This is a genomic window from Pseudomonas brassicacearum (assembly GCF_003732225.1).
Lineage (GTDB): Bacteria > Pseudomonadota > Gammaproteobacteria > Pseudomonadales > Pseudomonadaceae > Aquipseudomonas > Aquipseudomonas brassicacearum_E.
The window spans coordinates 351,914-366,386 of sequence record NZ_MOBJ01000034.1 but is presented as its reverse complement, the minus strand read 5'-3'; the positions used below and the strand labels follow the sequence as shown (position 1 = coordinate 366,386).

Below are 14,473 nucleotides of genomic sequence, written 5' to 3'. Positions count from 1 at the left end.
TCCCTTAAGGTAGGGCGCGAATAGACAACCGGCCGGCCCAAGCTCTCTTGGACGTCGACCCAAGACGGACGCCTATGAACCCGAATTTTCTTGATTTCGAACAGCCGATCGCCGACCTGCAAGCCAAGATCGAAGAGTTGCGCTTGGTCGGTAATGACAATTCGCTGAATATCGGCGATGAAATCTCCCGCCTGCAAGACAAGAGCAGCACGCTCACCGAAGACATCTTCGGCAAGTTGACCAGTTGGCAGATCGCGCGTCTGGCGCGTCATCCGCGTCGCCCTTACACCCTGGACTACATCGAGCACATCTTCACCGAATTCGATGAATTGCACGGTGACCGTCACTTCTCCGACGACGCCGCGATTGTCGGCGGTGTTGCTCGTCTGGATGACCAGCCGGTGATGATCATCGGTCACCAGAAAGGCCGTGAAGTGCGCGAGAAGGTTCGCCGCAACTTCGGCATGCCGCGCCCAGAGGGCTACCGCAAAGCCTGCCGTCTGATGGAAATGGCCGAGCGTTTCAAAATGCCGATCCTGACCTTCATCGACACTCCGGGTGCTTACCCTGGCATCGACGCTGAAGAGCGCAACCAGAGCGAAGCGATTGCCTGGAACCTGCGCGTCATGGCCCGCCTGAAGACCCCAATCATCGCCACCGTGATCGGTGAGGGTGGTTCCGGTGGTGCGCTGGCGATCGGCGTTTGCGACCAGCTGAACATGTTGCAGTACTCGACCTATGCGGTGATCTCGCCGGAAGGTTGCGCCTCGATCCTGTGGAAAACCGCCGAGAAAGCCCCGGATGCCGCTGAGGCCATGGGCATCACTGCCGAGCGCCTGAAAGGCCTGGGTATCGTTGATAAAGTGATCGGCGAGCCACTGGGTGGCGCGCACCGTGATCCGGCGGCGGCTGCTGCCTCGATCCGTGCCGAGCTGAGCTCGCAACTGGCGATGCTGAAGAAGTTCGACAACGACGCGCTGCTGGCCCGCCGTTACGAGCGTCTGATGAGCTACGGTCTCTGATCTGACGCTGCTTCGGCAAACGACGCAAAACCACTGTGGGAGCGAGCTTGCTCGCGAAGGCTGTGTAACATTCAATGAATTTATTGACTGTTATATCGCTATCGCGAGCAAGCTCGTTCCCACATTGGTTCTATGTGGAGGCGACAGACGCCTATGAATCCTTCAAAGATGAATCTGTCTGCCCGGCTTCTGCTGAAGCTTGCACCCTGGCGCACCGCGCCGACCTGGCGTGTCGCCTTCTCCGGTGGTCTCGACTCCACCGTTCTGCTGCACCTTCTCGCGCAACTCGCAAAAAAACATTCCCTGCCTGAACTCAAAGCGATTCACATCCATCACGGCCTTCAGGCTGCGGCTGATGCGTGGCCGGGGCATTGTCAGTCGGTGTGTGATGCGCTGGGTGTGCCATTGCAGGTTATTCGGGTTCAGGTCCTGCCTGGTGCGAGTCTTGAACGCGCGGCTCGTGAGGCGCGGTATGGCGCCTTTGTCGAGGCCACCGAAACCAATGAGCTGCTACTGACGGCCCAGCACCGGGACGATCAGGCCGAAACCCTTTTGTTTCGTCTGCTGCGCGGGGCAGGGGTGAGAGGATTGTCGGCGATCCCGCCACAACGTCCGTTGGGTCGTGGTTTTTTGCTGCGTCCGTTGCTTGAGGTAGCGCGGGCTGAACTTGAGGCCTATGCCGCCGAGCATCAGTTGAGCTGGATCGAAGATCCGTCGAACGCGGACCAACAGTTTTCTCGCAATTACCTTCGCCAGCAGATTTTTCCTGCGCTGACTCAGCGCTGGCCGCAGGCCGTGGCCACCATCGCCCGCAGCGCCGCGCATTTGAGTGAGGCGCAGGGTTTGCTCGCAGACTTGGCCGAGATGGATCTGGCTCAAGCTGCAACCGTCAGCGAATTCGATTGGCTGGGCGTACCGTCTCTGGAAATGGCCGCGCTTGAAAAGCTCTCCGCCGCCCGCCAGCGCAATGCCCTCAGCCACTGGTTGGCGCCGTTGACGCGTTTGCCGGACAGTGACCATTGGTCGGGTTGGGCGGATTTGCGCGATGCAGCGATGGATGCACGGCCGATCTGGCGCCTGGCGGACGGTGAGCTGCAGCGTGCGAACGGGCGAATCTGGTGGCTGTCCGGCCACTGGTTGAGTCTCCCTGAGCCGGCTGCGCTTTGGCCAGATCCATCGGCGGCGCTGCGGTTGCCCGATAACGGCCAACTGACCCTCAGTGGGATCATTCCCGAAGGGGCGTTAAGCGTGCGCTACCGGCAGGGCGGTGAAGTCATGTATTTGCCCGGGCGAGGGCATCGGGATCTCAAGCGTTTGCTCAATGAAAGCGGCCTGCCGCTGTTCGCCCGTGGCAGATTGCCGCTGCTCTACTGCAATGAACAATTGCTCGCGGTGGCAAACCTGCGCGGGCTCGACGGTAGCGCGGGGGGAAACTGCCTTTTGCTGTGGCAGCCAGCGATCAACGATCAAGGTTTGAGCTGAAAGGGGCTTTCCGGTAGACTACGCTCCCTTCTTGATACAACTTCTGTGGATTCAACTGAATTGCAGGAGTTGCCGATTACCAAGCAGTCTTTGCTGGGCGATTCCAAAAAATGTGTAGCGAGCAACGTACCGGTGATTCTTCTTCCGGTCTGTCCCAACGCAGCGGTTTTTTTGAAAGGTGCACTGTGATTAATGCAGGTGATCGGGGGCTTCGGCCTTCCTTCGCTTTCCCCGGCGGCTCGGACCGCTTTAACGCAGACTTCTAGGGTTTTTCATGACGCGCTACATATTCGTCACGGGCGGTGTTGTTTCTTCATTGGGGAAAGGCATTGCATCGGCTTCATTGGCGGCCATCCTGGAGGCGCGGGGACTTAAGGTCACCATGCTCAAGCTGGACCCGTACATCAACGTTGACCCGGGCACCATGAGCCCGTTCCAGCACGGTGAAGTGTTCGTCACTCACGACGGCGCCGAGACCGACCTGGACCTGGGCCACTACGAGCGGTTCATCCGCACGACCATGACCCAGAACAACAACTTCACCACCGGCCGTGTCTACGAGCACGTCCTGCGCAAAGAGCGCCGTGGTGATTATCTGGGTGCAACCATCCAGGTGATTCCGCACATTACCGATGAAATCAAGCGCCGCATCATCAAGGGCGCGGGCGATGCCGACGTGGCCATGGTCGAGATCGGTGGCACCGTGGGTGACATCGAATCCCAACCGTTCCTCGAAGCCATCCGTCAATTGCGTTTCGAAGTCGGCGCCAAGCGCGCGATGCTGATGCACCTGACACTGGTGCCGTACATTGCCACTGCCGGCGAAACCAAAACCAAGCCTACTCAGCACTCGGTCAAGGAACTGCGTTCCATCGGCCTGCAACCAGACGTGCTGGTGTGCCGTTCCGATCACCCGATCGACATCTCTTCGCGTCGCAAGATCGCGCAGTTCACCAACGTTGAAGAACGTGCGGTCATCGCGCTGGAAGACGCCGACACCATCTACAAGATCCCGGGCATTCTGCATTCCCAGGGCCTGGATGATTTCGTTGTCGAGCGTTTCGGCCTGCAATGTGGCGGTGCCGATCTGTCCGAGTGGGAAGCCGTGGTCGATGCCAAGCTCAACCCCGAGCACGAAGTCACCATCGCCATGGTCGGCAAGTACATGGAACTGCTGGACGCTTACAAGTCGTTGATCGAAGCGATGAGTCACGCCGGCATCAGTAACCGCACCAAGGTCAACCTGCGCTACATCGATTCCGAAGACATCGAAAACCAGGGCACCGCGCTGCTTGAGGGCGTGGATGCGATTCTGGTTCCAGGCGGCTTCGGTCTGCGTGGCGTGGAAGGCAAGATCACCGCCGTTCAATACGCTCGCGAAAACAAGGTTCCGTACCTGGGTATCTGCCTGGGCATGCAAGTCGCCGTGATCGAGTTCGCTCGTAACGTGCTGGGCTGGAAAGACGCCAACTCCACCGAGTTCGATCGTGCCAGCGGTCACCCGGTCGTGGGCCTGATCACCGAGTGGGAAGATGCCACCGGCGCGGTTGAAACCCGTACCGAATCGTCCGATCTGGGCGGCACCATGCGTCTGGGTGCTCAGGATTGCCTGCTTGAAGCTGGCTCCCTGGTCCACGATTGCTACGCCAAGGACGTGATCGTCGAGCGTCATCGTCATCGCTACGAAGTGAACAACAAACTGCTGCCACAACTGATCGAAGCCGGTCTGAAAATCTCCGGTCGTTCCGGTGACGGCGCGCTGGTTGAAGTGGTTGAAGCCCCGAACCATCCTTGGTTCGTCGCTTGCCAGTTCCACCCGGAGTTCACCTCGACCCCGCGTGACGGTCACCCGTTGTTCAGCGGCTTCGTCAAAGCAGCTTTGGCTCAACACCAGAAGAAGGCTTGAACCTGATGGCTCAAAAGATCATCCGCGTAGGCAACATCGAAATCGCCAACGACAAACCGATGGTGTTGTTCGGTGGCATGAACGTGCTGGAAAGCCGTGACATGGCGATGCAGGTCTGTGAAGAGTACGTAAAGGTCACCGAGAAACTCGGTATCCCTTACGTGTTCAAGGCCAGCTTCGACAAGGCCAACCGCTCGTCGGTAACTTCCTATCGGGGCCCCGGCCTCGAGGAAGGCATGCGGATTTTCCAGGACATCAAGCAAGCCTTTGGCGTGCCGATCATCACCGATGTCCATGAGCCCGAGCAGGCTGCGGTGGTTGCTGAAGTCTGCGACATCATCCAGTTGCCGGCCTTCCTGTCGCGCCAGACCGATCTGGTTGTCGCGATGGCCAAGACCGGCGCGGTGATCAACATCAAGAAAGCCCAGTTCCTCGCCCCTCAGGAAATGAAACACATCCTGAGCAAATGCGAAGAGGCCGGTAACGATCAGTTGATCCTCTGCGAGCGTGGTTCGAGCTTCGGCTACAACAACCTGGTAGTGGACATGCTCGGCTTCGGCATCATGAAGCAGTTCGAATACCCGGTGTTCTTCGACGTGACCCACGCGCTGCAAATGCCCGGTGGTCGCTCGGATTCTGCCGGCGGACGCCGCGCCCAGGTCACCGACCTGGCCAAGGCTGGCATGAGCCAGTCGTTGGCTGGCCTGTTCCTGGAAGCTCATCCGGATCCGGACAACGCCAAATGCGACGGCCCTTGCGCCTTGCGTCTGGACAAGCTGGAGCCATTTCTGGCTCAGCTCAAGGCTCTGGACGAACTGGTGAAGAGTTTTCCGACGGTAGAAACCGCGTAATCCTCAATTCTCCGGTAAAGTACCGCACGATTTAATGCTCAGGCCCGCGGGCCTGAGCCTTATCGTCCGCAAGTCTGCCCGCTGCTTATCACTTGCCGACGGTAAAAGATTTCCTACAGCTGCGTCGTTTTCGTCAACTTTGGAGTGTTTACAACAATGGCAAAAATCGTCGACATCAAAGGTCGTGAAGTTCTCGACTCCCGTGGCAATCCCACCGTCGAAGCGGACGTGCTTCTCGATAACGGCATCATCGGCAGCGCCTGCGCGCCGTCCGGTGCTTCCACCGGTTCGCGCGAAGCGCTCGAGCTGCGTGATGGCGACAAGAGCCGTTACCTGGGCAAGGGTGTACTGAAAGCTGTGGCCAACATCAATGGCCCGATTCGCACCGCGCTGCTGGGTAAAGACCCGGTTGACCAGAAAGCCCTCGACCGCATCATGATCGAGCTGGACGGTACCGAGAACAAAGGCAGCCTGGGTGCCAACGCAATCCTCGCTGTGTCGCTGGCTGCTGCCAAAGCGGCTGCCCACGACCAGGACCTGCCGCTGTACGCACACATCGCCAACCTGAACGGTACTCCGGGTGTTTACTCGATGCCGGTTCCGATGATGAACATCATCAACGGTGGCGAGCACGCCGATAACAACGTCGACATCCAGGAATTCATGGTTCAGCCGGTTGGCGCCAAGACTTTCTCGGAAGGTCTGCGCATGGGCACCGAGATTTTCCATCACCTCAAAGCTGTGCTGAAGGCTCGTGGCCTGAGCACTGCCGTGGGTGACGAAGGTGGTTTTGCTCCGAACCTGGCATCCAACGAAGATGCGCTGAAAGTGATCTCCGAAGCGGTGGCCAACGCTGGCTACAAACTGGGCACCGACGTGACCCTGGCTCTGGACTGTGCGGCCAGCGAATTCTACGAAGACGGCAAGTACAACCTGTCCGGTGAAGGCCAGGTGTTCACCGCCGAAGGTTTTGCCGACTACCTCAAAGGTCTGACCGAGCGTTACCCGATCATCTCCATTGAAGATGGCCTGGACGAGTCCGACTGGGCTGGCTGGAAAATTCTCACCGACAAGATCGGCGAAAAAACCCAGCTGGTGGGCGACGACCTGTTCGTGACCAACACCAAGATCCTGAAAGAAGGCATCGACAAGAAGATCGCCAACTCGATCCTGATCAAGTTCAACCAGATCGGCACCCTGACCGAAACCCTGGAAGCGATCCAGATGGCCAAGGCCGCTGGTTACACTGCCGTGATCTCGCACCGCTCCGGCGAAACCGAAGATTCGACCATTGCCGACCTGGCGGTGGGTACCTCGGCTGGCCAGATCAAAACCGGTTCGCTGTGCCGTTCCGACCGCGTTTCCAAGTACAACCAACTGCTGCGTATCGAAGAGCAATTGGGTGGCAAAGCCAAGTACAACGGTCGCAGCGAGTTCCGCGGCTGATTGGTAAATGCTAAAAAAGACACCGGATTGTGTCGAAAAAATCGCAGCAGCGGGATTTTTGCCACTAATCTGATGCCTTATCAGTACGAGCCTGGTTCTTCCAGGCTTCGTGCTATCAGAAGCTTCAAAGTTGGCATGGCTGTCTTTTTTCACTGGATACCTGATATTCGATGCGCAGTCCTTACTGGTTGTTTCTTGTCTTGCTCTTGCTGCTGGCTGGCCTGCAATACCGCCTGTGGGTGGGTAATGGAAGCCTGGCGCAAGTGGCCGAGCTGACTCAGCAGATTGCCGATCAGCACGCTGAGAACGAATCGTTGCTGGAGCGCAACCGGGTCATGGACGCCGAAGTCAGTGAGTTGAAAAAAGGCATGGAGACCGTTGAAGAGCGGGCTCGCCATGAGTTGGGCATGGTCAAGGATGGTGAAACCCTTTACCAGTTGGCTCAATGATGCATACGTTACCGGCCTTCTGGGCCGTGATCCCTGCCGCGGGCGTTGGTGCCCGTATGGCCGCGGACCGTCCCAAGCAATATCTGCAATTGGGCGGGCGCACTATTCTCGAACACAGCCTTGGCTGTTTCCTTGATCATCCTGCCTTGAAAGGTCTGGTGGTCAGTCTTGCGGTTGATGACCCTTATTGGCCGACTCTGGCCTGTGCTACCGATCTGCGTATTCAGCGGGTGGATGGCGGCGATGAGCGCTCGGGTTCGGTGCTTAACGCGTTGTTGCATTTGCACGCTCAAGGCGCTGCCGATGAAGACTGGGTGTTGGTTCACGACGCCGCGCGGCCGAACCTGACTCGCGATGATCTCGACAAGTTGCTGTCGGAGCTGGCTGACGATCCTGTTGGCGGGTTACTCGCAGTGCCTGCTCGTGACACGCTCAAACGCGCAGACAAGCACGGTCGGGTTCTTGACACGGTTGATCGCAGTTTGATCTGGCAAGCGTATACGCCGCAGATGTTTCGTCTTGGTGCTTTGCATCGGGCGTTGGCGGACAGTCTGGTGGCTGATGTGACTGTTACCGATGAGGCCTCTGCGATGGAGTGGGCGGGTCAGGCGCCGCGCTTGATCGAGGGGCGTGCGGATAATCTCAAGGTTACTCGGCCTGAAGACCTTGAGTGGTTACGCCTGCGTTGGGCGAATCGCCGCTGATACCTCTAACTGTGGGAGCGAGCTTGCTCGCGATGGCGGCCTGACAGCCGCCCCATCTTTCACAGACGTACCCAGTTCAACTGTGGGAGCGAGCTTGCTCGCGATGGCGGCCTGACAGCCGACCAATCTCCCGCAGGTGTACATATCCATTCCTGCGGTAACGGCCGCTTACGGTTTCGCTCTTACAGCGAGTCCCTTTTTCAAACGCCAAAAAGGAACCAAAAGGCTTCGCCCCAAGCGTACGGCCCCTCGCTTAGGCTCGGCGTTCCCTCGCTCCGGCATTCATCAGGGGGCATCGCCTACGGTCTGCTTCGCGACGACCTCCTCTCGATGTGTCCGGCTGCGCCGTACGGCGCTACGCGCCAACCCCCTGATGAACACCTCCACTCGGCCTGCCGAAGGGGCGGGTGGATCAAGATCAACGGCTGCAGGCGAGCTAACGCTCGGCCTGTTGAGTGGTGAAGGCGAATTCGATTTCTGTAGGAGCTGCCGCAGGCTGCGATCTTTTGATCTTTTGATCAAACTTGGTACTCCGGCCGTTTGGCCAGTCCTTCCTTCAAGTAATCCACCAGTTTGCGCACCTTTGGCGACAGATGCCGTTGTTGCGGATACAACGCCCAGACGGCGGTGTTTGGTGGTTGATGAGCATCCAGCAACGACACCAGGGTGCCGTTGTTTAAATGCTCCAGCACGTAATAGTCCGGCAACTGACACAACCCAACACCTTGTAGCGCCGCGTCCAGTACTGCTTGCCCGCTGTTACAGCGCCAGTTGCCCTGTACTCGCTGGGAAAACTCTCTGCCGTCCTGCTCCAGTTGCCAGATGTCCGAGCTGCCGATCAGGCAGTTGTGCCGACTCAGCTCGGACAAACTGTGCGGTCGGCCATACCGCTCCAGATAGGACGGCGAGGCGCACAAGTACATCCGCCGTGGTGCCAGGCGCGTGGCGACCAGTCGTGAGTCTTGCAGGCGGCCGAGCCGGATCGCCAGGTCCAGGCCCTCGTGCACCAGATCGAGTGGACGGTTGCTCAACTCGATATCGACACGCAATTGTGGATAAAGCCCCATGAAGCTGGTCACCAGCGGCACGATGAAGCGCTCGCCGTACGCCACTGCACAGGTCATGCGCAGCATGCCTTTGGGTTCGCTGGTCAGGTCGCCGACGGCGCGCAAGGCTTCTTCGCGTCCGTCTTGCAAGCGTTGGCAGTGTTGCAGGAACGTTTGCCCGGCTTCGGTCAGCGTCACCCGACGGGTGCTGCGGTAGAGCAGACGGGTTTGCAGGCGCTCTTCAAGACGGACGATTTGTCGACTGATGTGCGAAGACGAAACCCCAAGGCGTTCGGCGGCAGCCGTGAACTGGTTGCATTCGGCGACGGCGACGAACTCATCGATGCCTTCCCAGCGGTTTTCGGACATGAGGATTATCCCTGTGCAGCAATAATGTTTTGCTTTTGGCTGGATTATTAATCGTCTGGCGGTGTTTTACACTCCTGGTCTCGTTTTTATTCGCTGGAGAGTCAGGATGATCAAGTCGCGCGCTGCCGTTGCCTTCGAGGCCAAGAAACCCCTTGAGATCGTTGAAGTCGATGTCGCCATGCCCAAGGCGGGTGAAGTCCTGTTGCGTGTGGTCGCGTCCGGCGTTTGCCATACCGACGCCTACACCCTGTCGGGTGCTGACCCGGAAGGCATCTTTCCGTCGATCCTCGGCCACGAAGGTGGCGCGATTGTCGAAGCCATTGGCGAAGGTGTGACTTCGGTCGCGGTCGGCGATCACGTGATTCCGCTGTACACCCCGGAATGCGGGCAGTGCAAGTTCTGCAAGTCGGGCAAGACCAACCTCTGCCAGGCCATCCGTGCGACCCAGGGCAAAGGTTTGATGCCAGACGGCACCACGCGCTTCTCCTACAAAGGTCAGCCGATTTTCCACTACATGGGTACGTCGACCTTCTCCGAATACACCGTGTTGCCGGAAATCTCCGTCGCGAAGATCCCTAAAGAAGCGCCGCTGGAAAAAGTCTGCCTGCTGGGTTGCGGTGTCACCACCGGGATCGGCGCGGTCATCAACACTGCCAAGGTCAAACCGGGCGACACCGTGGCCATTTTCGGTCTGGGCGGCATTGGTCTGTCAGCGGTCATCGGCGCGGTCAAAGCCCGCGCCGGGCGAATCATCGCCATCGACATCAACCCGGCCAAGTTCGAAATCGCCAGGCAGCTGGGCGCCACCGATTGTGTGAACCCGAAAGATTTCGATCGTCCGATCCAGGACGTGATCGTCGACATGACTGACGGCGGCGTCGACTTCTCCTTCGAGTGCATCGGTAATGTACAACTGATGCGTGCGGCGCTGGAGTGCTGCCACAAGGGTTGGGGTGAGTCGGTGATCATCGGCGTTGCCGGTGCTGGCCAGGAAATCTCTACCCGTCCGTTCCAGCTGGTGACCGGCCGCGTCTGGCGCGGTTCGGCATTCGGTGGCGTGCGTGGTCGTACCGAGTTGCCAAGCTACGTGGAAATGGCCCAGACCGGCGAAATCCCGTTGGACACTTTCATCACCCACACCATGGGCCTGGAAGACATCAACAAGGCATTCGACCTGATGCATGAAGGCAAAAGCATCCGCTCCGTCATCCATTTCTGAGGTCGGTCATGAGTCTGGAAAATCTCTCATGCCAGAAGAGCTTTGGTGGCTGGCATAAACGCTACAAACATCATTCGCACGTGCTGGGTTGTGACATGGTGTTTGCCGTGTACTTGCCGCCACAAGCGGAGCAGGGCGGCAAACTGCCGGTGTTGTACTGGTTGTCGGGATTGACCTGCACCGACGAGAACTTCATGCACAAGGCCGGCGCGATGCGTATGGCGGCCGAGCTGGGGTTGATCATCGTTGCGCCAGACACCAGCCCTCGGGGCGCCGATGTTCCGGGCGACCCGGATGGCGTGTGGGATTTCGGCCTCGGTGCCGGGTTCTATCTGAACGCTACACAGGAGCCCTGGGCCAAGCACTATCGGATGCATGACTACGTGGTGCAGGAATTACCGGCGTTGGTCGAAGCGCATTTTCCGGCATCGGACAAACGCGGCGTCAGCGGCCATTCCATGGGTGGTCACGGCGCGCTGGTCTGTGCCTTGCGCAACCCTGGGCGGTATCAGTCGGTGTCGGCTTTCGCTCCTATCAACAATCCAATGGATTGCCCGTGGGGCCAGAAAGCGTTTTCGCGCTATTTGGGTGAAGAGCGTTCGAAATGGCGCGAATGGGATGCCAGCGTCTTGATCGCCGAGGCCAGCGAAAAGCTGCCATTGCTGGTGGATCAGGGTGATCGGGATGACTTCCTCGCCACTCAGCTCAAACCCGAAGCGCTGCAGCAGGCGGCGAAACTGGCCGGACATCCGCTGACCTTGCGTCTGCAACCGGGCTACGACCACAGCTATTTCTTTATCGCCAGCTTCATTGATGAACACTTGCGACATCACGCACACGCTCTAGGCGCCTAATGTTCGCCAAAGCAGGTAGAATCACGCCCTGACTAAATCGGGGCGTTTTTTTATGCGTATTGGCCACGGCTATGATGTGCACCGTTTCGCTGAAGGCGATTTCATCACTCTGGGCGGCGTGCGAATTGCACACAGCTTCGGGTTGCTCGCCCATTCCGACGGCGACGTCTTGCTGCACTCGTTGAGCGATGCCTTGCTCGGTGCGGCGGCGCTGGGTGATATCGGTAAACACTTTCCGGACACCGACCCGCAATTCAAAGGCGCTGACAGCCGTGTACTGTTGCGTCACGTTGTCGCATTGATCCACGCCAAGGGCTGGAAGGTTGGCAACGTCGATAACACCATCATTGCCCAGGCGCCGAAAATGGCCCCGCATATCGAATCGATGCGCGCGCTGATTGCCGCGGATCTTCAAGTTGAGTTGGATCAAGTGAACGTGAAAGCTACCACCACCGAAAAGCTCGGCTTTGTCGGTCGCGAAGAAGGCATTGCCGTGCATTCCGTTGCCTTGTTGCTGCGCGCATGAATGAACTGCAACTGCTCGGCCCGCGTGCCTACGGTGAAGCCCTCGGTACCGCGGTACTGAAAGCCATCGCGGAAGATTTTCAGGTCGATGAAGTCCTCGACATCCCGTTGACCGGCGAAGGCGAACACCTGTGGATCTGGGTGGAAAAACGCGGTCTGAACACTGAAGAGGCGGCCCGGTGGATTGCCAAGGCTGCCGGCGTGCCGTTGCGCACCGTCAGTTATGCCGGTTTGAAAGATCGCCAGGCTCTGACCCGCCAGTGGTTCAGCGTGCAATTGCCCGGCAAGGCCGATCCTGACTTGTCCGCTGCAGAAAACGACACGCTGAAAATCCTCAAGACTGCACGGCACAAACGCAAGTTGCAGCGCGGCGCGCATTCGGCCAACGGTTTTACCTTGCGCCTGACTCAGTTCAGCGGTGACAAGGACGCGATTGACGCGCGTCTGCAACTGATCGCCAAACAAGGCATTCCCAACTATTTCGGTGCCCAGCGTTTTGGCCATAACGGCGGCAACGTGGTGGATGCCCGTGACTGGGCGGCACGCAAAGCCTTGCCAGAGCAGCGCAACGTGCGTTCGCGTTTACTTTCCACCGCCCGCAGCTTTTTGTTCAACCAGGTGCTGGCGGCGCGAGTCGCCGATGGCAGTTGGCAGCGCGCCCAGGTGGGCGACTTGCTGGCGTTCACCGACAGCCGCAGTTTCTTCCCGGCAGGTGAAGCCGAATGCAGCGATCCGCGTCTGGCGATCCTCGACCTGCACCCGACCGGGCCGCAGTGGGGCGAGGGCGAGTCACCGGCTACCGGTGCGACTCATGAACTTGAGCAACAGGTCGCGGCACGTGAAGCGGATCTGCGCGATTGGTTGATAAACGCTGGAATGAGCCATGAACGTCGCATCCTGCGGCTGCCCATTGGCGGGTTGACGTGGCATTATCCCGTGCCTGACATTCTGCAACTGGAATTCGTCCTTCCGGCCGGATGCTTTGCCACCGTATTGGTGCGTGAACTCGTCGATCTGGTGCCGGTGGGGCAGACGGACAGCCCATGCGTATTCTGATTTCTAACGACGATGGGGTAACAGCACCCGGTCTCGCCGCGCTTCATGCTGCGCTGGCGGATTACACCGAGTGCGTGGTTATCGCCCCTGACCAGGACAAAAGCGGCGCCAGCAGTTCGCTGACGCTCGACCGTCCGTTGCACCCGCAAACTTTGGCCAATGGCTTTATCAGCCTTAATGGTACGCCGACCGATTGCGTGCACCTGGGCCTCAATGGTCTGCTGGAGCTCGAGCCGGATATGGTGGTTTCCGGGATTAACCTGGGGGCCAACCTGGGTGACGATGTGCTGTATTCCGGCACGGTCGCGGCGGCGCTCGAGGGGCGTTTCCTCGCGCTGCCATCGTTTGCCTTTTCGCTGGTATCGCGGCAAGTCGAAAACTTGCCGACGGCGGCCTACTTTGCGCGCAAACTGGTGGAGGCTCATGCCGAGCTTGATTTACCACCGCGCACGGTGCTGAACGTGAACATTCCCAATCTGCCTCTGGATCACATTCGAGGTATTCAACTGACCCGCCTGGGCCACCGTGCCCGTGCAGCGGCGCCGATGAAAGTCGTCGACCCGCGTGGCAAGTCCGGCTACTGGATTGCCGCGGCCGGCGATGCGGAAGATGGCGGACCGGGCACGGATTTCCACGCGGTGATGCAGGGCTATGTTTCGATCACGCCGCTGCAACTCGATCGCACCTTCAATGATGCCTTTGGAAGTCTCGATGGCTGGCTGGAGGGATTGCGCTGATGGCTCGTGAGCAAGACGATATTCTGCGTCGTGGTATCGGGATGACCTCCCAGCGCACGCGCGAACGGCTGATCCAGCGCCTGTATGAGGAAGGTCTGTCCAACGCCAAGGTGCTGGAGGTGATCCGTAGTACGCCGCGTCATCTGTTTGTCGATGAGGCCCTGGCGCACCGTGCCTATGAAGACACGGCATTACCGATTGGCCATAACCAGACCATTTCCCAGCCTTATATGGTGGCTCGCATGAGCGAGTTGCTGCTGGAGGCCGGTCCTCTGGATAAAGTGCTGGAGATCGGCACCGGATCCGGTTACCAAACCGCAATATTGTCGCAATTGGTCGAGCGGGTGTTTTCCGTCGAGCGTATCAAGGTCTTGCAGGATCGGGCCAAGGAGCGCCTGGTCGAGTTGAACCTGCGCAACGTGGTGTTTCGCTGGGGCGACGGCTGGGAAGGCTGGCCGGCGCTGGCGCCGTACAACGGCATTATCGTCACCGCGGCGGCCACCGATGTGCCTCAGGCGTTACTTGATCAACTGGCGCCCGGTGGGCGGCTGGTGATTCCGGTTGGTTCAGGGGAGGTTCAGCAACTGATGTTGATCATCCGTGAAGAACAGGGTTTTTCCAGGCGCGTTTTGGGGGGCGTTCGCTTCGTGCCATTGCTCCATGGACCACTGGCTTAAGCATTTATTCAACGACGCTGAATTCTGTTCAATTACCTTGGTCTTACAGCGGCATTGCCTGGTTAAACGCGATTGAACGGCGATCGGCAAACGTGTGCGCGTATCGATTTCGCTTAGTCGACGGTAAAGC

Annotated in this window: 14 protein-coding genes; 13 read left to right on the top strand and 1 reads right to left on the bottom strand. The window is 58.9% G+C overall.

The genetic code is table 11. The features are described 5' to 3' along the window. The first annotated feature begins 74 nt into the window (after positions 1-74). From BK659_RS26295 to ispD, 7 genes are all read left to right on the top strand, one after another. Entirely contained in the window at positions 75-1,022 is a 948-nt protein-coding gene (locus tag BK659_RS26295) for an acetyl-CoA carboxylase carboxyltransferase subunit alpha (RefSeq protein ID WP_123428486.1), read from the top strand. Between the two features lie 153 nt (positions 1,023-1,175). Beyond that, positions 1,176-2,504, top strand: a complete 1,329-nt coding sequence (gene tilS, locus BK659_RS26290; RefSeq protein WP_123428484.1) for a tRNA lysidine(34) synthetase TilS — start codon at positions 1,176-1,178, stop codon at positions 2,502-2,504. 274 nt (positions 2,505-2,778) lie between these two features. Further along, positions 2,779-4,410 carry a CTP synthase gene (locus BK659_RS26285; protein WP_123428482.1) on the top strand — a complete coding sequence of 544 codons (1,632 nt, stop codon included), beginning with the start codon at positions 2,779-2,781 and terminating at the stop codon, positions 4,408-4,410. Between the two features lie 5 nt (positions 4,411-4,415). Further along, positions 4,416-5,261: a 3-deoxy-8-phosphooctulonate synthase gene (kdsA, locus tag BK659_RS26280; RefSeq protein ID WP_123428480.1), complete on the top strand. Its 846-nt coding sequence runs from the start codon at positions 4,416-4,418 to the stop codon at positions 5,259-5,261. Between the two features lie 156 nt (positions 5,262-5,417). Continuing rightward, on the top strand, positions 5,418-6,707 hold the full coding sequence (eno, locus tag BK659_RS26275; protein WP_123428478.1) for a phosphopyruvate hydratase: 1,290 nt from the start codon (positions 5,418-5,420) through the stop codon (positions 6,705-6,707). Positions 6,708-6,877: 170 nt separating this feature from the next. After that, on the top strand, positions 6,878-7,156 hold the full coding sequence (ftsB, locus tag BK659_RS26270) for a cell division protein FtsB (RefSeq protein ID WP_019692104.1): 279 nt from the start codon (positions 6,878-6,880) through the stop codon (positions 7,154-7,156). Next, entirely contained in the window at positions 7,153-7,860 is a 708-nt protein-coding gene (gene ispD, locus BK659_RS26265) for a 2-C-methyl-D-erythritol 4-phosphate cytidylyltransferase (RefSeq protein WP_123428476.1), read from the top strand. The genes ftsB and ispD overlap by 4 nt, the downstream gene beginning before the upstream one ends. Positions 7,861-8,378: 518 nt before the next feature. On the opposite strand, the gene BK659_RS26260 is transcribed toward ispD, so the two are convergent. Continuing rightward, on the bottom strand, positions 8,379-9,275 hold the full coding sequence (locus tag BK659_RS26260; RefSeq protein WP_123428474.1) for a LysR substrate-binding domain-containing protein: 897 nt from the start codon (positions 9,273-9,275) through the stop codon (positions 8,379-8,381). Between the two features lie 106 nt (positions 9,276-9,381). Here BK659_RS26260 and BK659_RS26255 point away from each other — a divergent pair, with 106 nt between their 5' ends. The 6 genes from BK659_RS26255 to BK659_RS26230 are packed head-to-tail and all read left to right on the top strand — an operon-like array spanning position 9,382 to position 14,343. After that, a complete protein-coding gene (locus BK659_RS26255; protein ID WP_123428472.1) occupies positions 9,382-10,494 on the top strand; it encodes an S-(hydroxymethyl)glutathione dehydrogenase/class III alcohol dehydrogenase in 1,113 nt (370 codons plus the stop codon). A gap of 8 nt (positions 10,495-10,502) precedes the next feature. Continuing rightward, positions 10,503-11,348, top strand: coding sequence for an S-formylglutathione hydrolase (fghA, locus tag BK659_RS26250; RefSeq protein ID WP_123428470.1), 846 nt, complete (start codon positions 10,503-10,505; stop codon positions 11,346-11,348). A 52-nt stretch (positions 11,349-11,400) separates the two neighbouring features. Next, a complete protein-coding gene (ispF, locus tag BK659_RS26245; RefSeq protein WP_123428468.1) occupies positions 11,401-11,874 on the top strand; it encodes a 2-C-methyl-D-erythritol 2,4-cyclodiphosphate synthase in 474 nt (157 codons plus the stop codon). After that, complete coding sequence (gene truD / locus BK659_RS26240; protein ID WP_123428466.1) at positions 11,871-12,929, top strand: tRNA pseudouridine(13) synthase TruD; 1,059 nt, start codon at positions 11,871-11,873, stop codon at positions 12,927-12,929. Before ispF ends, truD begins: the two co-directional genes overlap by 4 nt. Continuing rightward, positions 12,917-13,666: a 5'/3'-nucleotidase SurE gene (gene surE, locus BK659_RS26235; RefSeq protein ID WP_123428464.1), complete on the top strand. Its 750-nt coding sequence runs from the start codon at positions 12,917-12,919 to the stop codon at positions 13,664-13,666. Before truD ends, surE begins: the two co-directional genes overlap by 13 nt. Positions 13,667-13,707: 41 nt before the next feature. Then, positions 13,708-14,343, top strand: coding sequence for a protein-L-isoaspartate(D-aspartate) O-methyltransferase (locus BK659_RS26230; protein ID WP_185015482.1), 636 nt, complete (start codon positions 13,708-13,710; stop codon positions 14,341-14,343). Positions 14,344-14,473: the final 130 nt, after the last annotated feature.